This is a genomic window from Thermostichus sp. MS-CIW-40 (genome assembly GCF_054058315.1).
Genome location: NZ_JBSSAC010000036.1, coordinates 1 through 22,402, shown reverse-complemented (window position 1 = coordinate 22,402; position 22,402 = coordinate 1). Strand labels below are relative to the sequence as shown.

The following is a 22,402-nucleotide window of genomic DNA, read 5'->3' as shown; positions in this document are numbered from 1 at the left end:
AGAGATTCTTCAAGGCTGCAGCAGTAGATTGAACATAGGCCGGCCAGAGCTTCAACCAGCCGTCGAGCGGGGTTTGCCTGGGCAAGGTGCTGCTCAGGAAGTGTTCTCCTCTTCCTTCTAGGCAAAGCGATGGCTCAGCCGCATCGGGTCGTGTACGGTGATCTTCTTCTTGTGAATGGAGATGTACTTCTTCTTGCGCAGCTCTCCCAACAGGCGGGTGATGGTGACGCGGGTTGAGCCAATGGCCTCGGCAATGGCCTGGTGAGACAGCTTGAGATCGATGGTGACCCCATCTGGGCCAGGCACCCCGAAATCGCGACAGAGAATCAACAAAAAGCTGACCAGACGGGATCCCATGTCGCGATGAGCCAGCGTCTCGATCATCATCTCCGTTTGCAAGATACGAGACGACAGGCTTTTAACCAGCAACATGGCCAGTTCGGCGTTCTCCTGCAAGGATTTTTCTACCTGCTCGATCGGTAGAGAGAGTAACTCGGTAGGTGTAAAAGCCACCGAGTGATAAAAGCGGTCGGAGCGCTGTCCCGTGATAAAGGAGAGCACGCCGAAGATGCTGTTTTCGCGTAGGAGGGCAACGGTGATTTCCTCTCCCATTTCGTAGACCCGCGAGAGCTTAACGGCTCCCTTTACCAAAAAGTAAACCCGCTCCGCCGGATCCCCTGGAAAAAAAATGGTCTTCCCGCGCTCGAACGTTTCGATAACCGGAGGATGGTGAGGGCCTCCCAATTGCTTGAAGGCTGTGATCAGAGATTTTTCCGCTACGGCCACCGCCATACTCATCAACCTTTTAAGGTCAGTTTATACCTAAGATCAACCTATTAAGATCAATCTAGAAGCATTAGGCTAGGTTGCGACCCCTTGACTTCAGAATCGATGATGATACCAAGATTTACCCTAAAGTAGAAGGTTCTGCCCAGGCATCTTTGTAGCACGCGCTACATTTTTGAGTCTCGTTTTTGCCCCAGAAAGGGATCCCCAACCGAAAGCAGGGGTTAGGATAAGAGCCATTGTCGCTGGGGGTTGCGTCGGCCCTTGGCGGTAGAGAGTGGAGTGGGTTGGAACATTCTATCTATCTATCTATGGGGATCCCAGAGGTTATCGTTGCTGCACCTTCTCAACTGAGCCGCCAGCATTTCACAGTGCGGATGCCGGATCCGGCCAATCACCTGCTGGAGGTGGAACTGCAGATCCAAGAGGTGGATCCAGAGGTGCCTTTGCGGCTGCGACTGCCGGTGTGGACGCCGGGATCCTACTTGGTGCGGGAGTATGCCCGTCACGTGCAGGAGTTTCAGGCGGCAACTGAGCAAGGGATCCCTTTGGGCTGGCGGAAGGTGGACAAGAACACCTGGCAGATCGATCCGCCGGGCTGTTCTGCCGTGAAGGTGTGCTACCGGGTCTATGCCTATGAGCTGACGGTGCGCACGAACCATCTGGATTTGACCCACGCCTATTTCAACGGGGCAGCGCTCTTCCTCTACGTGCCCGGTCGCGAGCGGGAACCTTACACTTTGACGGTGATCCCCCCCAAGCCCGATTGGCGCATCGCCACCAGTTTGCGGCCCTTGACCTCTCCTTCTGAGGATCCCACTTCCGGCCAGTCTTTTGTGGCAGAGGACTATGACGAGCTGGTGGATAGCCCGGTGGAGGTGGGTCCACATCGAGTGCAATCGTTTGAGGTGGAAGGGATCCCCCATTACTTTGTGGTTTGGGGGGCGGGCACTCTGGATGTGGAGCGGGCTGTCGCTGATGCCAAGGCCATTGTCGAAACCACAGCCGCGTTTTTCGGTGGGCTACCCTACGACCGCTACTGGTTCATTGTGCATTTGTCGCCGGGAGGATTTGGTGGCCTTGAGCACAAGTACAGCACCACCCTTCTTTACTCTGGGCTGGAGCTGCATCAGCCGGAGTCCTATCGGCGCTTTTTGTCTTTGCTGGCCCACGAGTTGTTTCATGCCTGGAATGTCAAGCGTCTGCGTCCGCTGGCATTGGAAAAGATCGACTACAACCAGGAAAATTATCTGGAATGCCTGTGGTTTTGTGAGGGAGCGACCAGCTATTACGAAAACGTCATCTTGTTGAGGGCAGGGATCCTCAGTGCCGGCGATTTCTTGAAGATTCTTTCCGAACAGATTGGCCGCTTGCAGCGTACTCCGGGCCGGGCCGTGCAATCGCTGCGGGAGTCCAGCTTCGATACCTGGATCAAACTCTACCGCCCCCACGAAAACACCCTCAACAGCCAGGTTTCTTATTACTTAAAAGGGGCTTTGGTCTGTTGGCTGCTGGATCTGCACATCCGTCACCTTTCCGGCGGTCAGGGATCCCTGGATACAGCTTTGCAGGATCTGTGGCAGCGCTTTGGTCGGTCAGGGAAGGGCTACAGCGACCAAGACTTGCGGGAGGCGTTTGAGCGGGCAGCCGGTGCCGATCTTGGCCGGTTTTTCGCAGCCTATGTGGAAGGCACGGAAGAGCTAGACTACAACACTTACCTACACCCCTTTGGCCTCACCCTTAAAGCCCACTTCAGCCGCCCCAACCCCAGCCCTTACTTGGGCCTTAATTTCAACGGCGAGGGCAATCGCATCAGCGCAGTAGAGATAGGATCCCCGGCGCAAAAAGCGGGCATCTGGGCCGGCGATGAGCTGGTGGCCCTGGATGGGTTCAGGGTGAGCGCTGCCAACTTGGCGGAACGCTTGACGGCCTATCAGCCCCACCAGATCATTTGTTTGAGCGTTTTTCAAGCCGATCAGTTGAAACATTTCTGGATCCCGTTGGATCCCCCTCGGCCCGATGTCTACACGTTGGAGGTGTTGCCTGAACTGACTCCTGCTCAAGAAGCTCTTCAGCAAGGCTGGCTGGGATCCCTTGTCGGCGCCCAGCTTCGGTCAGAGGCAGGTCCCCATCTGCTTGAAAATTCACCTATCTCCTCCTAGCATGTTGAGGCAAGCAGGTAATCAAGCAGGTAATCCAGTTAACTGGAAAGAAAAGTAACAGCAGCAGAGGACAGGAGTATCTGATGGACTTAGTTTTGGTTTTATTGATTGGGGCAGCTGTTGGTTTCTCGGTAGGCATTTACGTTGCTCGCCAGTATGGGGCCAGTCCTAAACTGGAAATCTGGAAACGAGAGATTATCAGAGATATATCTTCGCAGCTAAGCCAACGCAGCCAAGAACTCAACAACCCGGACAAAGCACTCATCAAGTTGAGCGAGGGATTGGTAGACAAGATTTCTCAAAAGTTACAGGAAAAGTTACAGGCCGTCCAAGCTACCCTTGAAGAGTTTAAATTTCGCCTTGCTGACAGCCAGCAAAGCTTGCTACAGGACTGGGGCAGAGACTTTCTACAAGCTATATCTGTAAAGTTGGCCGAACATGGCCAGCAACTGAACAATCAGCTAGCCATTCTGGAAAATCTAGTGGAAGAGGCCAAAGATATTTATCGGCAGCTACGGGTTACTATTCAAAGTTCTCATGGATCCGAGATATGCCCAACTGCAAATCAGGACTCCCAGAATGAGCAGGTTACTCAGGTCATTGGTAAAGCACCAGATCCTGAGACACCAGACGAAGTACTAAGAGACAAGGATGGGACAGCTACTGTTGATATATCAAAGATAGAGTCGTTCTTAAACTCAAAAAACATAAAGATAAAAAGCATAGCTGCGGAAGAAAAAGAGGAAAAGCTAGATCAAATAGCCGCCTTTATGGGCAGCCGATACTCTTTTATCAAGAGATTTTATGGAATGGTTAAATCAAACATGAAGAGCGGCAGTTCTTTCTCCCTAAACCTTAGAGACGAACCTCAACAAGTAGTCAGTTCAACTTGCCAAGTTGCTAAGGAGTTACACGACATCGCATTTTTGGAAGAGTACAGATACTCTAAGGCGCCCAGATGCCTTTTGGTAGCGAGACCCAGTAGGTCGCCTCAGGCGCTGAATTTTCTGGCAGGGAACTGGCTGGAAAGATATGTTAGGGGCACGCTGATCCGCCTTGTTGCGGCTCACACCAAAAAGATCAGTTTCTCTTACGTCGCGAATGCCCAAGTTACTTTATCGAATAGAGCCGATTTTGAGATGGATCTTTTCTTCCATATCAATGATAAATTCTACTGGGTGGAATCGAGGACAGGTGGGTACCAAGATAAAATACAAAAATACTCCAGAATCGCTGATGAACTCGGTCTTCAGGGAAGCCAAGCTTTCATAGTTTTAACTGATGTTAGTCAAGATACAAAAAGTAGTCTATCTTCCCTCTATCACCTGTCAGTGATTGGCGTCGATGAGGTTGAGTCTACCTTTGATGGGATCCTGAAAAGCCATCTCTGAAAGTCTGAAAAAGTCCCCAAGAGCATCGGCTCAGGCCACAATCTTGACGGCTTGCTCCATACACCACCAGGGATCCTCCGCAAAAGCTGGCATGGGAGTGCTGCCTGCTTTGCCCAGAATGGCCAGCCTTACCTCTCGATCTAGACGGGATCCGGCCCCGTAGGGATCTTCTGAGGGAGGTTCCAGCCGTTGCCCCAGAGGGGGCATCACCATAATGCCTGGCTGCATGCTGGTGCTGCTGACCCAGATTTTGAAGCGATCCACCGCTACGTCTGTTCCTTCTGGCAGCTGCATCTGCAGCAGGTAGCGGGGGCCAGAGCCGATCAGCAGGCTCTCGTTGGGGCGTAAACGGGCAGGCAGATCTGGTTGATAGGGGTAAACCAAATCCACGCTGTACCGCCGCTCGTCAAAGACGGTGACATAAACATGCACTGGAGTGGGGGCTCTGTTTCTCAAGGCAATGGCCAGGTTGCGGCCCGCTTGGATTTGTACTTGTCCCTGGGGATCCCGCGGCAGAGGGCTCACTTCGGCAGGGGCAGAGCTGCTGGCCGGGGTTTCCAGTTGGAGAAATTCCACTTCCAAGATGCTGCTCAGCGCATCGCTGGCAGGTTGCAGATTCAAGAGGTTGCCGAAAGCGGCCACGTGCTCCAACAGCCGCACCAGCTTGCGAGGCAGGGCCTGTAGCTTTTTCACCGGGATCCGGAAGGCCGCCAGAGCCACCTCTTCCCCCCGACGGTAAAAGTGATAAATGGCATCGGGCAACAGCTCTACCCGCAAGTCTGCTGCTTCCGGGTCTGTGTAGGTCAGAAGCGGTGAGGCCGGCAAGGCCGCCAGCAAATCGGCAACGGGCATTTGCACTTGACTGGGATCCGCACAGGTGAAAGCCACCCGCAACGGCTGGAATCGGACAGAGGACATGGGGAAAACCTGGAACGGAGTCTGCCGTATTCTCCTGCTGTGAGGTTGCCGGGCAAGCAAGCCAAGCTCTATATTACCTGCTCAGTTCTCCCCACCTCGACCGGGCTGTGGCCAAGTCAGCTCCCGGCCAATAGACCCCCAACAGGCCACAGCTCCGTAATCAAACTTAACACCAAAGGCAAATGGAACCATTGGGAAACCATCTCGGATCCCATCTGCAAATGATCTCTTGATGGTCTATTCTTGATCCTGTTGTCGGGTTTGCGGCTGGAGTGGAGCCCACCTCTCCTCTTTCTAGACTGATCTACGGAGAACCATGTTTAGCAAAGCTTTTTCTTTTCAGAAGGTGTTTGCGCCAGCGCGTCGTCGGTTGCTTGTCCTGCTGTTGGCTGCGTTGATGGCTGGGTTTGGCTGGGGTCTGGCTCCAGTGTTTGCAGCTAGGGATATTCCTGCAGTGGCTCTGTCGCCAACTGAGTCTATTACCTTTACCGAAGCCCAGTTGGCCAAAGGGAAGAAGCTATTCAACACCGCATGCGCCCAGTGCCATGTGGGCGGCCAGACCTATCCCAACCCGGATGTGAGCTTGAAGCTTTCGGATCTGGAGGGGGCAACTCCCCCACGGGATAATGTGCTGGCGATTGTGGATTACATCAAGAATCCAGTCACCTATGACGGGGTGGAGTCTCTGTTGGAGTATCACCCCAACACCCAGCTCACCAGTGAGTATCCACGTCTGCGCAACCTCACCGACGAGGATCTGAAGCTGATTGCGGGCTACATTCTGGTGCAGGCCAAGACCGTTCCCGGCTGGGGTGGTACCAAGAACGAAAGCCACAGCGACCTATCAGCCTATCTCTAATGCCGCATCTGGATCAGAAGTTGCCTATGAGATGGCGGATCCCGTCTCGCCTCTGGGCCTGGGTCGGGATCTTAGCTTTGTTGTGGCTGGGGCTGGCCAGTCCGGTGGCTGCCCGCATTGATCCTTACGTGAACCAGTATTTGCGGGTGAGTGGCCCTGTGGAATTGCCTCTAGATGCCGCAGGGCATACCCTCACCTTTACCCCAGAGCAGCTCACGGACGGCAAAAATCGTTTTCAGTCCGCCTGTTTGAATTGTCATGTGGGCGGTGCCACTTTGCCGGCTCCCAACATTTCCCTCTCTTTGAAGGACTTGCGCGGTGCCACTCCACCCCGAGATACCCTTCAAGCCTTGATGGAGTACCAGCGGGATCCCCGCAGCTACGATGGCTCGGATTCCAGCTATGGATGCCGACCTGTACCCCCTTCCTGGATGGACGACGAAGCCGTAAACTACCCGGCTCCGACCGCTAAGCGGTACGGAGCGGGCTTTCAGTAGCCCTGAGCCTGTTCTGATCTACCAGAGAACAAAACAGGCCCGTTCGCGAAGCGAGCCGTAGGCTTAACCTCTAGGCTGGTTTACGACAGCCCCCAAGAGCGCAATTACGTTTGCACCATTCAAGTCCGCATCCCCTTCCCATCCACAGTGCCCACACTTGAACGACTTGCCACTGCGGTAGGATTGCGCAGGATCGGGATGGATATGCAAACACCGGTGGCAGGTCTGCGACGTGTAGGCGGGCGGCACAAGAATCAGAGAAACCCCTGCAACCCTCGCCTTGTATTCCAGAAATTGACGTAGTTGGTAGAACGCCCAACTGTTGGCCCTGCGCCTTTCGGTTTTGCTGCGGGGTTGTTGATTGACCCTTCCCCGGATCCCTGTCAGGTCTTCCAGGGCGATAGCGCTGTTGGTAGCTTTTGCCCTAGAGACAATAGCTTTGGAGATGCGATGATTGACCCACGTTTGAAAGCGTCTCTCCTTGCCAGACAGCCGTTGCAGCAGTTGACGGCATCTGCGCCGCGAACTGCGGGTGCCCTTACTGGCTTTGCGTTGGAGTGCCGCCCTCAGCTTGGAGTAGTGGTCGCGGACTCTGTTCAGCTGCTGTCCATTCCAGTTGTTCCCCTCTGACGTATGGGCAATATCTGTCCTTCCCAAGTCCACCCCGATCACCTTGTCGGTTTCTTGTTGCTTGGGTGGCTTTTCCTCTACGCAAATCTGGATGTAGTAGGAGCCGTCTTTCCGCTTGACCAGGGTGGCAGATTTGGGGTTGGAACCAGCCAACATCCCACGCTGGTAGTTGCCAACGGCCAGTTCAAAGCGTTCTCTCCCTTCAACCGTGGTCAGCGACACCGTCCAGTCTTTCTCGCGGAATGAAAAGATACGTGCGTCGTAGGTAACGAACCTACGCTTGAACTCTTTAACTGGACGGTTGCGCTGTCTCGCCACTTTGCGGGCGCCGGCCACCCGTCTGCAGACCTGTTGGGCCAAGTTGCTAGACAAGCCGAATCGGGCTCGAATCTCGTAGTAGCAAAGGGATTGCAGTTTGACCGCGTTGACGATCTTCTCCGGCGTGTTCTGGTTGACCCAGTTCAAGGCTTGGCCAAAAGCCTCCATCGTCGCGTCCAATTTGGCGGCTTGTGACTGGGACGCCTTGAGCTTACAGGAGACGGTCAGGACTTGGCTCATAAGTTCATTGTACTTCATCAAAGCGCATTCCTCCCGGCAGTGACCCTACGGGTATAGTGCGGGGCTCCTGCGATTTCTAGCTGAACTCCCCTCTCCCTCTGGGAGAAGGGTTTAGGGGTGAGGGTTGACGGCTTTCAAGATTGAAAAAGGCGGGAATAGAGCTGTTGGTGGACTTGACAATCGCGTTCTTGTAGGAGGGTGAAGCTGCCCAAAGCCGGCCAGCTGGGGGAGAGGTTTGGCCTTTCGGCCCGCTTCACAACCGGCAGGATCTCTTGGTGTACCACTGCCTCGATGGGCTCGTACAACTGAGCCAATAGGCTTTGCCCCTCGGTATGCCCCAAAGGTACCAGACGCACCGCTGCCGAGACCAGCCCAGTGAGGGAGGAGAACAAGAAGGCACGCAGGGTATCTTCCAACCCAATGCCCGCCTGAGCGCAGATCCAGCCAAACACCACGGAATGATGCAGTGGATCCCCCTCTGCCTTGGGGACAGAGATTCCCCAGGTGCGTTCTGCCAGTTGAGCTAGGCGTTTCCCCAAATCTAGGCTGGCTTGGCGCGGCTCTGCCGCCCAACGGGTTGCTTGCAGCTGTTGCTGCAGCTTCTCCACTCCCGACTCGGATCCCAATCGGGATAGACGATGGGCCAAGGCACAGGCTCTGCCCTCGGTGGGGGCTAAGCCCATGTGCAAAACCCCCAACAGGTACTGCTGCACCCCAGCCCGATCGCGAAGTTGACCCGCTTGAACGGCAGCTTCCAAGCCCCAGGAGTGGGAATAAGCCCCAATCGGCAGGGCAGAATCGGTGAGCTGTAGCAACAGATAGAAAGTGCCGCTGGATCCTGGAGAAGTAAGTTGGGAGGAGAGCTCACCACGCATCTTCACCAAGCCTTAGCGGGGGCGGATCAGGCCATAGCCGCCATGGTTGCGGACGTAGATAACGTTGATCTCGCCATTTTCGATATTGCGGAAAACGTAGAAGTCGTGATCCACCAGCTCCAACTGGTGCAACGCTTCCTGAACCGTCATGGGTGGCATGGCGAAGTATTTGGTGCGCACCACCTCTGCGGGTAACTCCGCTTGCCGTTCCGTATTTAGCGGATCGGTGACGGGCTGCTGGGCCACTGCCACGGAGGTTTTGGGGGTGTGGCGGACGCGGTGAATGCCGTTCCGTTCTTTGTATTTGCGCAACTTGCGGGCCAGCTTGTCGGCCACACGGTCGATGCTGGCATAGAGGTTTTCGCTGCTTTCTTCCGCCCGGATCACGGTGCCATTGGCGTAGACGGTCACTTCGGCAGATTGGCTGGCACTGATACGGGGGTTGCGGGCTACCGATAGATTGACATCAACCTCACTGGTGATCTGGGCAAAATGACTGACAGCACGCTCAATTTTTTCTTGAACGTAGCTGCGGATGGCGTCGGTAATCTCGACGTTTTTCCCTTGGATCACAAGCTTAGTCATGAGGACTCTCCCAGTCATGTCGGTTTATACCTGAGATAGCGCCTCATCCCCACCCGGGATCCCTCTAACTCTGGAAAGCGATCCCAGCTCACAGGCGACGTCAGCCCTTTAATTTGCAAAAACGAAGCCCTGTCATCAAGGGTGAGCAGATCGGCTTTGGGAGTGGCACTAACCTCTTGGGTTAAGTCTAGGTTAACATCTCGCTCAAGGATCTCTGCCAGAGGTTAAGAATAAATTTAGGCTCTCTTAATGTTTCAGAGATGTTGAATTCCAGATTTTCCCGAATCGCAGGAGCTCTGTAGAGAAGCGGGATCCCCGCCCTGCAAGACATGCACTTCTATTGGCTGTGTTGAGTGTCTTTGGGAAAGGTTTTTTAGAGTTTAAGTTGCAAGTTCCTCAGTCAAAAGCCAAATCTATCATCAAACCCATAGACAGATCTAGCCTGCTAAAAATCTTCCTGAGCTGGATTTTGAGTTGGTTAAACAATGTCTCTAACTCTGACCTGTTTTTGAGAGACTGAAGGTGGGCCGTATTGCCCATAAGCTCGGCAATCCAGATGCTTCAGCTTTCCTCCAGGGTATGTTGGTATTATCCTACAGCCTAGCAGCATCTTGATTGGATAGCCATTGACAGCAAAAATGAAGGGATATTGATATAAATTAAGCTTTTTATCGATTTTTTATCAATATGAGGCTTTCGACTTGAGAGATGGTGTTGTTGTCGGTATTAGCTTTGACAAGCCTGTTGTTCACTGTTCCATGCTGTAAGGTTTCTATCGGAGAGCTACATAAGTACATAAGAACTTGGAACTCGGTTCTGCCGCTGCAGTCACCTTGAGGAGCGGTGGGGAGAAGGCCAACTCTTTCCGGGGTGGCTGAAATGCTACCCTCGAAACCAGCTTGGTGTGCGAAAGGTGAGGCAGACGGTGTGGGCGGAGGGATCCCGTTGAAGGCGGCAGAGCTTTTAGACAGAGCAGAAGAGGCTCTACAGGAGCAGTTTCAGGCGGTGGAGAAGACCCTCAGAGAGAACCTGGCGCGGGTGCTGCGGGCCTTTCGCGACCAGCGGGTGGGATCCCATCACTTTGCCGGGGTGTCGGGGTATGGCCACGACGACCAGGGGCGGCAGGTTTTGGATCGGGTGTTTGCCCAGATTATGGGCTGTGAGGCAGCAGTGGTGCGGCTGCAGATGGTGTCTGGTACCCATGCCATTGCCTGTGCTTTGTTTGGGGTGCTGCGTCCGGGGGATGAGCTGCTGGCGATTACCGGCCCCCCTTACGACACCCTTGAAGAGGTCATCGGTCTGCGGGGTTCCGGGCGGGGATCCCTACGGGAGTTTGGCATCGATTACCGCCAGTTGGATTTGCGGGAGGGAACTGTTGATTGGCAGGCCCTGAAAACCGCCCTCAGACCGCAAACCCGCTTGGTTCACATTCAGCGGTCCTGTGGCTACGATTGGCGGCCCAGCTTTTCCATCGCCCAGATTGCCGAGATGATCCAAATGGTCAAAGCGCAAAACCCCGAAGTTGTGGTTTTTGTGGACAATTGCTACGGCGAATTTGTGGAAACCCAGGAGCCAACCCATGTGGGCGCAGATCTGATTGCCGGATCCCTGATCAAAAATCCGGGGGGCACCCTCGTTCCCGCAGGGGGCTATGTGGCCGGGCGGGCAGAGCTGGTGGAGCAAGCCGCTTGTCGGTTAACGGCTCCGGGCATTGGTTCGGAGGGGGGGGCAACTCTAGATCTCAACCGCCTTCTGTTTCAAGGTCTGTTCTTGGCCCCGCAGATGGTGGCCGAAGCGGTGAAGATCGCCCATCTGGCGGCGCAGGTGTTTTCTGATCTGGGCTACCCGGTCTCGCCTCTGCCTCAAGCTCCTCGCACCGATATCATCCAGGCCATTCAATTGGGATCCCCGCAAAAGCTGCAGGCTTTCTGCCAAGCGATTCAAAACAGTTCTCCTGTGGATTCCTACCTCACCCCAGTTCCGGAGGTGATGCCCGGTTATGCAGACCCGGTGGTGATGGCAGCAGGCACCTTTATTGCCGGGAGCAGCGCCGAGCTGTCTGCCGATGGGCCGATGCGGGATCCCTACACCGTCTACTTGCAGGGGGGAACCCATCTCTACCATGGGCGGCTGGCCCTAGAAGCCGTCTTGCAAGCTTGGGAAACCCTGTAGGCCAACAGTTTGCTCTCGGCTGAAACAGCAAGGAAGGGGCAAGCCAACAACCTCAAAACTCAGCACGAAGTTGGCAGAAGTTGTCGTCTCTGACCAACTTTTCGCTCAATCAATCAGGGGGTAGGATCAGTCTACAGTTGCCATTCTTTAGAAAGGGATCCCTTCCGATGTTGAGCTGGTATCGTTCTTGCGCATCTCCTCGCCGTTGGGGATCCCGTTTGGCTCTGGCTCTGGTGGCATTAGGGTTGGCCGGCGGCTGTCGGCTGCTGGATCGGGTGGGAGAGAGAGGCTTGCCGGTGGGATCTGCGCTGACCCGTTCTGCTCTGTGGAGAGGCAGCCAAACCGTGACGGGAGCGCTGGAGGTGGGAGATCAAGTCAGCCGCCAGTACGGCAGCTTTTGGGATGGGATCCCCGTCACCGCTGAGCCGGGACAGATTTTGATTGCGGCCCTAGAGAGCGAAGATTTTGATGCTTATCTGGAGCTGGTGGACGGTCAAGGGCGGGTGATTGGCTTTGACGATGACTCTGGCCTGGATGTGAATGCCCTGTTGGCAGTGCGTCTGCCGGAGGGAGGCACCTATACCCTGCGGGCCACCAGCTTTGAGCCGGAATCCACCGGCAACTACCGGCTCACCTATATCCTCACCCAGGTAGATTGGCAGGAAAGCCTATCGGGCCGTCTGCAGGAGGGATCCCTTCAGCATCCCGAGGATGGCAGTTGGATGGACGAATATCCCATTGCCGCCCGCGCCGGCCAGATCCTGATCGCTTCCATGACCAGCTCCGATTTCGATGCCTTTTTGCAGCTGCTGGATCCCAGTGGAGAAGTCAGGGCTTGGGATGATGACCAAGGGGGTGGAACCGATGCTCTGATGATTGCCTTTCTGCCCCGCACCGGCACTTATACCCTGCGGGCCAACACCCATAAGCCACGAGAAGAAGGAGCCTATAGGTTACAGTACGCCTTGCGCTAGCCCCTGCTCGCCCAGATTCCCTGTCTTACAGCTTGGATAAGGGGGCTTGTGAACCTTCTGATGCTGATGTCGAGATTTTGACAGGAATCATCGTTTTTTAACGCCTAATGTTGATTAATGTTGATATATGTCAGGAGTTGCCAGTTTACCTTCCTAAGATCCTCACAAAGCCAGAAGGGGCACTGCTTGCTGAGCTTTGTGGGAAAGCATAACATCTTATCCTAAGTTGTGACGGAGCTGAAATATTGTCCTCGGGGATGAGGTCTTTTTTCTAGAATCGAATCGATGGCCTAGACCATTCTTTTGCAGTTCAGCCCCTATCTCCACAAAATGGATGCCATGACTCCTGAAATGGTACGCCAGTTTTGGTCTTTGGTCAGCGAGATTGGCAGGCCAGATTGGCTCACAAAGCGTGACGATGACTTGGTGAACCTGCTTCTGAGCGCCTGTCAGAAAAAACACGCCCTCAGCAGTGTCGATGCCTCAATTCTCAATCGCTACATCAGCATTCGCTTGCCCTTGATTCGCGATATCCTCGTGGATTAAACCTAGAGAGGACAAGGTTTTCCCATCATGCTGGCCGCACAAATCACCTTGCTGGTCTACGGGGCACTGCTTTTGGTGGGCGGAGCAATCGGCTATAGCAAAGGCAAAAGCTCCAAGTCTCTCATCGGGGGGCTGGTTGGGGCTGCCCTCAGCGGAGTCAGCTATGGGCTGCTGGGGGTGGATCCCCGCTGGGGGCTGGGCTTGGGCCTGGGGACGACAGTGCTGGGATCTATCGTATTCGCCCTGCGCTACCGCAAAACCCGAACGTTAATGCCTGCCGGCTTGATGTTCATCCTCAGCTTGGGAGCAGCTGTCCTTCTGGGACTTAGCTTTGGAGCGGCCTAGGCGACTTCTGGTTGCGCCGGTGGGGTGAAGTTTGTTGAACATTCGATGTAGTCAATTTCGATGTAGTCAATTTTCAGCTCTCGGCCCGAGCGAATCTCTTCCATCGGGGATCCACAGTTGGGGCAAGCATAGCGCCGGCCTATTTCTGGCTTGTATTCTTGGCCCCAGGGATGGCAATAGGCAATGAGCGGCGTTTCCCGGATGACCAACTGGGATCCCTGTAGGAAAGTACCCTGGGTTTGTGCGGCATAGGCAAAGGTTAGGCTGGCCGGCTCTACACAGGTGAACTGTCCTACCACCAGGTGCACCCGAGCGATCTGAGGCTGTCCCGGCTGACTTTGCCACCAGTCACGTAGTGTTTGGATCAAGGCGCGGGTCATGTCGGTCTCGTGCATCTCTTACCTCCAGTCGCCGGCCATTTCTGGCGTCGCCTCCGGGTGGATGTAGGCGGGCTTCTCTCGGCGCGGCAGTTGCCCAGATACCACCAAATGGGCCAGCGTATCGCAAATAACTCGGGTGGCCATTAGAGCTGTGATATCGCTGATGTCGTAGGGGGGAGAGACTTCCACCACCTCTAGGCCGCAGATCGGCGCTTCCCGCACAATGCGCTTGAGCAAGTAGAGCGCTTCCCGCGGCAGCAGCCCACCCGGCTCTGGCCAGCCTGTACCGGGTACAAAGCCGGCATCGATGCAGTCGATATCGAAGCTGATGTACACACAATCGGTGCCGTCTAGGGCTTTTTCGAGGGCGAAATCGGCGGCTGCATCCAAGCCCATTTCGGTGATGTCGGTAACGGTGAGGATGTGGGTGGCCCGCTCCCGGCACACTTTCACCCCTTGCCGTGGCACTTGCCAGCCGCCAATGCCCAGTTGCACCAGGTTATGGGCCGGTGCGTTGCGGATGTTGGTGGCATGAAACCAAGGCTAAGCCTCGACTCATTGTTGCCAGCCGGATAGGGAAAGCCTCGCTTCTTTGGCCAAAGCCGCTTGGGCTTCGGTGGAAAAGCCGTTATTTGCGTTCGATTCGGTGGTCATGGCTGGGATCCCCCATTAGGTGGTGTATTCGGCGTTGATGCGCACGTAATCGTAGCTGAGATCGCAGCCCCAGGCCACGCCCTGGCCGGATCCCTGATGGAGATCCACGGTAAAGGTCACCGGATCCCCTTTCAAGTACTCAGAGGCTGCCTTGCGATCGAAAGCCAGGGGCATTCCCGCCTGCATGAGCAGAAAATCCCCCAGACGGATATCCAACCGGCGGCTGTCGAAGGGGATCCCGGCTCGGCCGGCGGCGGCTGCCACCCGTCCCCAGTTGGGATCGTTGCCAAAAGCTGCCGCCTTCACCAAGGGAGAGCTGGCGATCACACGGGCCATATGCCGGGCTGCCCCATCATCCACAGCCCCACACACCCGAATTTCCAGCAGCTTGGTAGCTCCTTCCCCATCGCGGGCAATGGCCTTAGCCAGATGAATGCAAACTTGGTTGACCATCTCCGCCAAAGTCTGGGCAGCTTCTGTGCCGGCTTGCAGGGTTGGGATCCCACTTTGGCCGTTGGCCAGAGCCAAGAGCATGTCGTTGGTGCTGGTATCCCCATCCACCGTGATTTGGTTAAAGCTGAGGTCAGCAGCTTGCTTGAGGATCTGCTGCCACAGGCGGGGATCCACAGCCGCGTCGCAGGTTAAAAAAGCCAGCATCGTGGCCAAGTTGGGGTGGATCATGCCGGATCCCTTGGCAATGCCCCCGACCCTGACGGTGTACCCGTCGATCTCAGCTTGCAGGGCAACGCTTTTGGTCACCAAGTCGGTGGTGATGATGGCGCGGGCGGCGCTCTCCCCCCCCTCTGGAGAGAGGCTGTCGATAAGGCCAGGCAGGGCTGCTTGGATTTTCGGCATTTCCAGTTGTCGCCCGATGACCCCTGTGGAGGCCGTGAGCACCTGATGGGCCGGGATCCCCAACCGTTCTCCCACCCAGAGGGCCAGTTGGGCGTTGTTGCGCTCTCCTTCTTCTCCGGTACAGGCGTTGGCTTGCCCGGCATTGCAGAGGATGGCCCGCACCGGCTGCTGTTGGGCGAGGATCCCTTGGTTGTAGGTAACACAGGCTGCTTTGACCTGATTGGTGGTAAAAACGCCTGCCCCAACCGCATCGCACTCGGAAACGATCAAAGCCAGATCCGCAGCTCCTGAGGGCTTGAGGCCAGCGGCCACTCCAGCGGCTCGAAATCCTCGCGGGGCTGTAACAGCACCTGCAACCGGTTTAAATGGGGATCCCATGTGTTCCTTGGCCAGAGGGTGGTCGGCAACATCATACCGACTTGCTGCTCCGATTTGGGTCATCGCAAGCTTTCCGTGAGAAACTCTCTGGAAACCGGTTCTGAGGGAAAGAGTTGCAGTTACGCCTACCAAGCAGAGGCGGCAGAGAGGGTTATTTTGAAAGTGTGTGCTTCCTCTGCTCCGGGAATTGCCAGCCATGCCCACCCCTGTCATTACCCTCAACCATGTCAGCAAGGTCTATTCCAATGGCACGGTGGCTTTGCAGGACATGAATATGACCATCCAAGAAGGGCAGTTCGTTAGCTTGGTGGGGCCATCCGGCTGTGGGAAAAGCACAGTGCTACGGTTGGTGGCAGGTCTGGGGCATCTGACCACAGGCTCTATCGAATGGGGGCAAAATCTTGAGAAGGATGCTCCCCAAGGGGAACCCAAGTTGGCCTTTGTGTTTCAGGAACCGGCCCTTATGCCTTGGGCGACGGTGATGGACAATGTGGGGCTACCCTTAAAGTTGGCAGGTGAGCCCAAGCCAAAAGCCGATCGAGATGTCTTGGAAGCTCTGCAACTGGTGGGCCTGCGGGGGTTTGAGCGCAGTTTTCCCCGCGAGCTATCGGGCGGCATGCGCATGCGGGTTTCCATTGCTCGCGCCCTGGTAACCAAGCCGCAGGTGTTGCTGATGGATGAACCCTTCGGAGCTCTGGATGAAATCACCCGCAGCAAGTTGAACAGCGATCTGTTGGAGCTGTGGCAAGAAAAGCGCTGGACGGTGCTCTTCGTTACCCACAACATTTACGAGGCCGTCTACCTGTCCAACCGCGTGGTGGTGATGGCGGCTCGCCCAGGGCGGGTGATAGCCGATATTCCCATCGATGCGCCCTATCCCCGCTCGGAAGACTTTCGCACCTCTTCCCTTTACAACAACTACTGCCGTGAAGTGTCGGCCCGTCTGCACGAGGCCATGCACGGCTCAGCTCAGGATCCTTATTTGCGCCCCCTCTCTGCCGGACGTTTGCGCTGACGGGATCCCTTGCTTGACAGTGCTCCCTTGACTCTCTATTGCGTATCTCAACTTCACGATATGTTCGACCCGTTTGTCCACCTTCTCGACCCATTGCGCCGCTGGCTGGGATCCCTTGTTGGCTTGGGGGAGAGCTGGCCTCTCCATTGGCCAGATTGGTCTCTGCCCAAGCTGACCGGCGCAGTTGGAGAAAAACTCGGATCCCAACCCACGGATGAGGCAGACATACCGAGTGCCGGCTCAGGGGTGCCTGCAAAGGGGTTGAATCTGGGCCGTTGGTTCAACCTGGAAGTGATTGCCCCCCTTATCGTCGGGATCCTCTTCTTGGTGGGCTGGGAAGTGGCGGTGCGGGTAACGGGAGTGCCCCACTACCTCTTGCCGGGGCCGATTTTGGTGGTGCAAACCCTCATCCGCGACTGGGGAACGCTTTTTCCTTCCCTGTTGATCACTGTGCAAATTACGGTGGTGGCCTTTTTGGCTGCCACAGTGTCGGGGCTTTTGGTCGCGATTGTGTTCACCCAGAGCAAGTGGATTGAGCGCAGCTTTTTCCCCTATGCGGTGATTTTACAGACGATGCCCATTGTCTCCATCGCCCCGCTGATCATCATTTGGCTGCGCAACAACACCTTTGCCGCGATGGTGGTGTGCGCCTGGATTGTGGCTTTTTTCCCGATTCTTTCCAACACCACTCTGGGGCTGAACAGCGTCGATCACAACCTGCTCAACCTGTTCCAACTGTACAAGGCCAACCGCTGGCAAACGTTGATCTACTTGCGGCTACCCAGTGCCATGCCCTATTTCATGGGGGGCCTGCGCATCAGCGGTGGCCTCTCTTTGATTGGGGCGGTGGTGGCGGAGTTTGTCGCTGGTACTGGCGGGCAGCGGGCCGGGATCGCCTACCAGATCTTGATCTCCAGCTTCAACCTGCAGGTGCCCCGCATGTTTGCGGCCTTGATTTTGGTCACCGGCTTGGGGATCCTGATCTTCATTTCCTTAAGTGCTCTATCCGACCGGGTGTTGGGCAAGTGGCATGAGAGTGCTGTGCGCCGAGAGAACTGAAAAATTGAACTTTGGTGAAAATTAGGGCCCCCTCTCTAACATCTAGGGTCATTTGGATTCAAACTAGGACGCTGCACCCACCCCTAAAACGTTGAACGCACGCGGCCAAAGGCTTTTCTCAATAGCTCAGGCGCCTCACTCTAACCTGAAACGACTAAGTGCCTTGAATAGGAGCAGGTGGAAGGCGTCTTCTGGAAAAGCCCAGAGATATCGCTGCGCTTGCTGTCGGCGGCTATCTCAGATGCTATTTTTGGGTTGCTATCGGAGGGGGATGAACTCAGTGCGGCCAATGATTTGCTGGCCTTGATCCGAGAGCGCGTAGTTGATGAAATCGGCCACCACAGGGCTAGTCCTCTGAGGTGCCACCAAAAACACATTCCGCGCCAAGGGGTAGCTGCCCCTCTGGATGGCCTCACGGGTGGGCATCTGGCCGTCGATGGGCACAATCCGCACCGTTTGCTGGTTCTGCACCTGATCGACAGTGCTGTAGGTGATGCCATCTTCTCCCAAAGCCCGCAGCAGCGGGGTGGTGACATCTTCTGTGGCGGTGGTGAAGTAGGGAGGGTTATCGGGAGCGAAGGGCAGCCCCAACAACACGAGTTCTTGGAAAACGCTGTAGGTGCCGCTCTGGGGGGCGCGATTGAGGACCCGAATCCGCCGATCCGGGCCGCCCACCTGGCTCCAATTGGTGATCCGACCCTGGAAGATATCGGCCAATTGCTGCAGCGTCAGTCCTCCTTTGTAGGGGTTGTTCACCCCCACCGCCACCGCCAGGGCATCTTTGGCCACCGGGATCGCCTGTAGACCCGCCTGCACCTCGCTGGCATTGAGGGGGCGGGAGCTAGCGGCCATCTGGATGCGACCTTCCATCAGGGCCTTCAGGCCGGCATTGGATCCATTGGGCTTGCCATCCGGGATCCCATAGGTGAGGGGAATGCCGGGGTTGCGCTGGGTGTAGCCTCCCTTCAGGGCAAAGACGATCCGGATCATCGTGACGCTGCCATCCATCTGGAGCACTGCTGGGTTGGGCAGAGAAGTATCCAGATTAACGGCGTTGGCAGGCGGGTTGGGTACCTGGGCCTGAGGGGGGTTGGGCGCTGTTGGGGCTTGGGGCCGGGCAGCTGGAATCTGGCTGGGGATAGGAGGCGTGTTCTCTCTATTCAGGAATGAGTCCAACAGGCCGGAACGATAGGCATACCAGCCGCCGCCTCCCAGTATCGCGAACAAAAGAATGTAAACGATTGGAGGTGGGCCGGAAGGTCGTGCAGTCATGGGATCCCCCCTAAAGAAAATTCACGATCCAGACTTTTGAGACTTGCCCCTCTGTTGTATCAGCTATCCGCGCAGATTGGGTGAGCAGCAGGTTAAGGTGCATCTATCCGCACATGGCCGCCTCTCGTCCCACCTCGCGCAGCTCAATTACGTCCGCACGGGGATCCGCCTGCACAACTTCCAACTCGATCCAAGCCCCCAGAGGAATCTGGCGTTCTAGGCGCACCGGCACCCGAAAGGCAATCTCATCCAGCATGGCCAACACCAAGTTTTCCTGCTCGCGCAGGTAGCCCAAGACCAGAGCCCGCCAAATTTGCCCCGGTCGCAGGCGCAGGTATTCGATGCTCCAGTAGCGCTTGGATTTCCGCTCCACCTGGTTGGCCTCAGCGGTGCCCGGCTCAATCCCCAGCAGCAGCTGCTGCACATCCGCCTCCGTCAAGGGCAAGGGATCCCCGCGCAAAAAGGCCTTGATCTGGTAGTGGGCCACCAAATCCAGGTAGCGCCGAATCGGGGAGGTAACCTGACAGTAGGCATCGAGACCCAGCCCTGTATGTCGCCCCGGCTGGGTGGCTACTTCCGCCCGCGATAGACAGCGCATGATGGCAAAAGACCGAACTGGCCCCTGGGGATACCTATCCAGCACTTCGGGAGGAGGTAAGTCGGGAGCCGGCTGCAGACGATAGGGCACCGGGATCCCATTTTGGCTGGCGAAGCGAGCCGCCACCTCGCCGGTGAGCACCATCATTTCCGCCACCATCTGCCGCGCAGGAGTATCCTCGATTACCCGGAGGTGGGGGATCTCGTCGATGACCTTGATATCTTGCTCCGGCAGGCCGATCTGAATGGCCCCCTGAGCCATGCGCCACCCATAACGCCACTGGGCCGCCCGGGCAATAGCTGTCAGTTGGGCCTCTGCCCCCAACTCCAACATTTCATCGGCATCTTCGTAGGTGAGGCGGTAGGTCACTTTGATCTGGCTGAGGCAAATCTTGGAATCGCGGATCTGGCCGTCGGATCCCAGGAGGATGCCAAAGCTGAGGGCGGGCCGCACCTCTCCCTGCACCAAGCTCATCGGGCCAGTGGACAACTCCGGCGGGAACATCGGGATCACCCGCTCCGGCAAATAGACGCTGGTGCCACGCTTGCGGGCTTCCAAATCGAGGGGATCCCCCCACTGCACCCAACAACTGGGATCAGCGATGTGGATCCAGAGCTTCACCGCGTCATCCGACCAGAACTCGACGCTGAGGGCATCGTCAATGTCGCGGGTGCTGGCATCATCGATGGTGTAGGTGTGGAGATGGGTGAGATCCTGCCGCAGGTGGGGATCCCAGAAAGAGGGAGGCTGGCTGAGCAGGGCTTGGGTGTATCGCTCCACCGCCTTCGGGAACTGGGTTGGGATCCCGGTGAGGCGCAGGGCCAGGTTCTCGTGGCGGCTCCACAGCCCCAGAGCCACCAAAGCCTCAAAGGCCCCCTGCGGAGTGTCAGGAAACCCCATCAGCTCCAGCAGTTGCGAGGCCCGTTCCCGATCCGACGGGTTGAGATTGGAAGAGAGATCCTCGTGGCTGCGAATGGCTGCTGCTGCTCCCTGCAGGGCCAGGCGCTCCAGCAACTCCAAACGGGCCCGTTCGGCAGGAGTCCAGGGATACCCTTGACCGGGATGAGCCAGAGCCTCTCGCAGATGGGCCTCAAACTCTAGTTGTTCCTGCTGCCGTTGTTGGGCAACGGCCATTTGATGGAGGATCTCCTTCACCTGAGCCGGAGTGCGGGGTTCGTAGCTTTCCCCCTTTTGCTTGAAGTAGGTGCGATCCTCGCTCAAGAGGCGGTAGGCGGCATAGGTGGAGACCGGGGAATCATCAGAAAACAACAGCCGAGCCATCTCCGCCAAGCTCAGGGGCTGACGCTCCTCCTGCACCAGTTCCCAGGCCAGCGCCAAGCTTTCGGGATCCAACTTTGCTTGCACCGCCTGCCAAAAGCCGGGGATGTCGGAAGCCGTGAAGCTGGATCCCCCGTTCAAAGCAAAGGTAATCTGGCGAGGGTGAACACTGTGAACCTGCCCAGAAGGCACCCCCAGCAGTAGGTTCTTCTTGCCCTCGGTGCCCTGAACCACTGCCAACACACGGTCGTTATTGTAACGAAACTCCACCAGTGTGCCCTTTTCCACCCGTTCTCCCCATGTCGGCTGTCGTTAAAGCGCAGGCTTTCTTCCATTCTCCATCAGCTCTGTCCGCCTGCCTACCTGGAAACCCCGGCCAGAAGACATACGGACACTATGAACAGGTAGCAGATGTCAGATACATGGGTACTTAAGCATATAGATATATGACATATAGACATATGAGATACGGGTTCTCAGGTAGATTACGGCTATGTATTGGGTACTGCGAGTCTCAAGCAGAGGCCAGCTCTGCCAAGTTCCTGGGATGAGGTTACCAACTGGAGTCCCTAAATTGCGTAGAGATACTGTTGCCAGCATTTCGCAAGTGGATACTTCCACTTCTTCCATGTGTGATATCCTAGGGGTAGGGCACAGTTACCATAGGCTGCTCCCCAATTGAGCAAGCAAAAGGGTGGTACTCAAGAGTCGTTTCCCTACAGTGAAGGTCACGGAAACAAGAGATTCCGTACTTCTTCACCTAAAACTTTTTAGCTTAGCGCTCAAAAGGTAAACCGTGGACAACCCAAAGCGACTGTTGCTCATCGATGACGATCCGAACTTGATCCTTCTGGCCAAGGACTACCTAGAGTTTCGCGGTTATGAGGTGGTGGCGGCAAGCAACGGTCTGGAGGGGTTGGAAGCGATGCGCCATTTCACACCAGACCTGATCATCTGCGATGTGATGATGCCGGAGATGGATGGCTATACCTTTGTGGAAACCATTCGCTCCAACAGTGCTACGGACTGGATACCTGTGATTTTTCTGTCGGCGCGTGGGCAGACGGCGGATCGGGTGCGCGGCCTGACCACAGGGGCAGATGTTTACATGGTCAAGCCCTTTGAGCCGGAAGAATTGGTGGCGCAGGTGGAGTCTTCTCTCAAACATACCGAGCGCCTGTTACAAGTGCAGAATGTGGGCATTCAGCCGGTCATAAAACTGGATCGGGAAATTGAACTTACGCCAACGGAAACCAAGGTGATCCAGTACGTGGCCAGGGGCCTGTCCAACCGCGAGATTGCCGAAGTTCTTGGGGTGAGCCAGCGCACCGTTGAAAGCCACGTCAGCAACATGCTGGGCAAAACTGGCCTGCACAACCGCACAGAACTGGCCCGCTGGGCAATAGAAAGTGGTTTGGGCAAAAAACCGTTGTAATTCCCACCACCCCTTTCAACGGCTGGAGAACTCCATCTCCTCGGCGCGATTGGAGATAGGGTAGTGATCGCACTTGAAGGGCAAGGTACAGCCTTTTAATTTAAAATAGGGTACAGGTATTCAAGAGGAAGGAGAGAAAGGAATGCCGACTCATTCTTTGGATTTGCGGCAAAGAGTTGT

At 56.1% G+C, this 22,402-nt stretch carries 19 protein-coding genes and 2 pseudogenes; 11 read left to right on the top strand and 10 right to left on the bottom strand.

Annotation, left to right across the window (positions count from 1 at the left end):
* Positions 1–117: 117 nt before the first annotated feature.
* Positions 118–792 (bottom strand): global nitrogen regulator NtcA, encoded by a 675-nt coding sequence (gene ntcA, locus ACVWXF_RS10845; RefSeq protein ID WP_011434093.1) that lies wholly within the window; start codon positions 790–792, stop codon positions 118–120.
* A gap of 305 nt (positions 793–1,097) precedes the next feature.
* Here ntcA and ACVWXF_RS10840 point away from each other — a divergent pair, with 305 nt between their 5' ends.
* The gene (locus ACVWXF_RS10840) at positions 1,098–2,948 is read left to right on the top strand and encodes a M61 family metallopeptidase (protein ID WP_457474382.1); all 1,851 of its coding nucleotides are present in this window, start codon (positions 1,098–1,100) and stop codon (positions 2,946–2,948) included.
* Between the two features lie 83 nt (positions 2,949–3,031).
* Positions 3,032–4,339 carry a hypothetical protein gene (locus ACVWXF_RS10835; RefSeq protein ID WP_011434095.1) on the top strand — a complete coding sequence of 436 codons (1,308 nt, stop codon included), beginning with the start codon at positions 3,032–3,034 and terminating at the stop codon, positions 4,337–4,339.
* 30 nt (positions 4,340–4,369) lie between these two features.
* Here ACVWXF_RS10835 and ACVWXF_RS10830 read toward each other — a convergent pair whose 3' ends face one another.
* Complete coding sequence (locus ACVWXF_RS10830) at positions 4,370–5,257, bottom strand: hypothetical protein (protein WP_457474379.1); 888 nt, start codon at positions 5,255–5,257, stop codon at positions 4,370–4,372.
* Positions 5,258–5,573: 316 nt separating this feature from the next.
* Between ACVWXF_RS10830 and psbV the strand changes: the two genes are divergently transcribed.
* On the top strand, positions 5,574–6,116 hold the full coding sequence (psbV, locus tag ACVWXF_RS10825) for a photosystem II cytochrome c-550 (protein WP_011434097.1): 543 nt from the start codon (positions 5,574–5,576) through the stop codon (positions 6,114–6,116).
* A 26-nt stretch (positions 6,117–6,142) separates the two neighbouring features.
* Entirely contained in the window at positions 6,143–6,613 is a 471-nt protein-coding gene (psbV2, locus tag ACVWXF_RS10820; RefSeq protein WP_238376794.1) for a photosystem II cytochrome PsbV2, read from the top strand.
* Here psbV2 and ACVWXF_RS10815 read toward each other — a convergent pair.
* The 3 genes and pseudogenes from ACVWXF_RS10815 to hpf all read right to left on the bottom strand — a co-directional run bounded on the left by ACVWXF_RS10815 (position 6,585) and on the right by hpf (position 9,261).
* Positions 6,585–7,801 (bottom strand): annotated as a pseudogene (locus ACVWXF_RS10815) (RNA-guided endonuclease InsQ/TnpB family protein). The gene psbV2 and the pseudogene ACVWXF_RS10815 overlap by 29 nt on opposite strands.
* Positions 7,802–7,935: 134 nt before the next feature.
* Positions 7,936–8,676 carry an urease accessory protein UreF gene (locus ACVWXF_RS10810; RefSeq protein WP_148202769.1) on the bottom strand — a complete coding sequence of 247 codons (741 nt, stop codon included), beginning with the start codon at positions 8,674–8,676 and terminating at the stop codon, positions 7,936–7,938.
* Between the two features lie 12 nt (positions 8,677–8,688).
* Positions 8,689–9,261: a ribosome hibernation-promoting factor, HPF/YfiA family gene (gene hpf, locus ACVWXF_RS10805; protein ID WP_011434101.1), complete on the bottom strand. Its 573-nt coding sequence runs from the start codon at positions 9,259–9,261 to the stop codon at positions 8,689–8,691.
* Positions 9,262–10,206: 945 nt separating this feature from the next.
* Between hpf and ACVWXF_RS10800 the strand changes: the two genes are divergently transcribed.
* From ACVWXF_RS10800 to ACVWXF_RS10785, 4 genes are all read left to right on the top strand, one after another.
* Positions 10,207–11,433: a methionine gamma-lyase family protein gene (locus tag ACVWXF_RS10800; protein WP_457474381.1), complete on the top strand. Its 1,227-nt coding sequence runs from the start codon at positions 10,207–10,209 to the stop codon at positions 11,431–11,433.
* A gap of 167 nt (positions 11,434–11,600) precedes the next feature.
* Positions 11,601–12,407: a PPC domain-containing protein gene (locus tag ACVWXF_RS10795; protein WP_457385094.1), complete on the top strand. Its 807-nt coding sequence runs from the start codon at positions 11,601–11,603 to the stop codon at positions 12,405–12,407.
* A gap of 339 nt (positions 12,408–12,746) precedes the next feature.
* Positions 12,747–12,953, top strand: a complete 207-nt coding sequence (locus tag ACVWXF_RS10790; protein ID WP_238376795.1) for a hypothetical protein — start codon at positions 12,747–12,749, stop codon at positions 12,951–12,953.
* A 27-nt stretch (positions 12,954–12,980) separates the two neighbouring features.
* Positions 12,981–13,298 carry a TMEM14 family protein gene (locus ACVWXF_RS10785; protein ID WP_011434105.1) on the top strand — a complete coding sequence of 106 codons (318 nt, stop codon included), beginning with the start codon at positions 12,981–12,983 and terminating at the stop codon, positions 13,296–13,298.
* Here the strand turns inward: ACVWXF_RS10785 and hypA are convergent.
* From hypA to argJ, 3 genes and pseudogenes are all read right to left on the bottom strand, one after another.
* Positions 13,295–13,693 carry a hydrogenase maturation nickel metallochaperone HypA gene (gene hypA / locus ACVWXF_RS10780; protein ID WP_457474378.1) on the bottom strand — a complete coding sequence of 133 codons (399 nt, stop codon included), beginning with the start codon at positions 13,691–13,693 and terminating at the stop codon, positions 13,295–13,297. The two genes, ACVWXF_RS10785 and hypA, sit on opposite strands and share 4 nt — an antisense overlap.
* Before the next feature lie 3 nt (positions 13,694–13,696).
* A pseudogene (locus ACVWXF_RS10775) lies at positions 13,697–14,221 on the bottom strand (arginase family protein); the annotation flags it as partial.
* A gap of 126 nt (positions 14,222–14,347) precedes the next feature.
* Positions 14,348–15,565: a bifunctional glutamate N-acetyltransferase/amino-acid acetyltransferase ArgJ gene (gene argJ / locus ACVWXF_RS10770; protein ID WP_414374640.1), complete on the bottom strand. Its 1,218-nt coding sequence runs from the start codon at positions 15,563–15,565 to the stop codon at positions 14,348–14,350.
* A 196-nt stretch (positions 15,566–15,761) separates the two neighbouring features.
* Between argJ and ACVWXF_RS10765 the strand changes: the two genes are divergently transcribed.
* Together ACVWXF_RS10765 and ACVWXF_RS10760 are read left to right on the top strand one after the other, a co-directional pair.
* On the top strand, positions 15,762–16,580 hold the full coding sequence (locus ACVWXF_RS10765) for an ABC transporter ATP-binding protein (protein WP_457474377.1): 819 nt from the start codon (positions 15,762–15,764) through the stop codon (positions 16,578–16,580).
* 261 nt (positions 16,581–16,841) lie between these two features.
* Positions 16,842–17,639, top strand: a complete 798-nt coding sequence (locus tag ACVWXF_RS10760) for an ABC transporter permease (protein WP_457404989.1) — start codon at positions 16,842–16,844, stop codon at positions 17,637–17,639.
* Positions 17,640–17,897: 258 nt separating this feature from the next.
* Here the strand turns inward: ACVWXF_RS10760 and ACVWXF_RS10755 are convergent, their stop codons facing one another.
* Together ACVWXF_RS10755 and ACVWXF_RS10750 are read right to left on the bottom strand one after the other, a co-directional pair.
* Positions 17,898–18,911, bottom strand: coding sequence for a phosphate ABC transporter substrate-binding protein (locus ACVWXF_RS10755; RefSeq protein ID WP_457474376.1), 1,014 nt, complete (start codon positions 18,909–18,911; stop codon positions 17,898–17,900).
* A 103-nt stretch (positions 18,912–19,014) separates the two neighbouring features.
* Positions 19,015–21,075 carry a ribonuclease catalytic domain-containing protein gene (locus tag ACVWXF_RS10750; protein ID WP_457474375.1) on the bottom strand — a complete coding sequence of 687 codons (2,061 nt, stop codon included), beginning with the start codon at positions 21,073–21,075 and terminating at the stop codon, positions 19,015–19,017.
* 508 nt (positions 21,076–21,583) lie between these two features.
* Here ACVWXF_RS10750 and ACVWXF_RS10745 point away from each other — a divergent pair.
* Entirely contained in the window at positions 21,584–22,222 is a 639-nt protein-coding gene (locus tag ACVWXF_RS10745; RefSeq protein ID WP_011434112.1) for a response regulator transcription factor, read from the top strand.
* Positions 22,223–22,402: the final 180 nt, after the last annotated feature.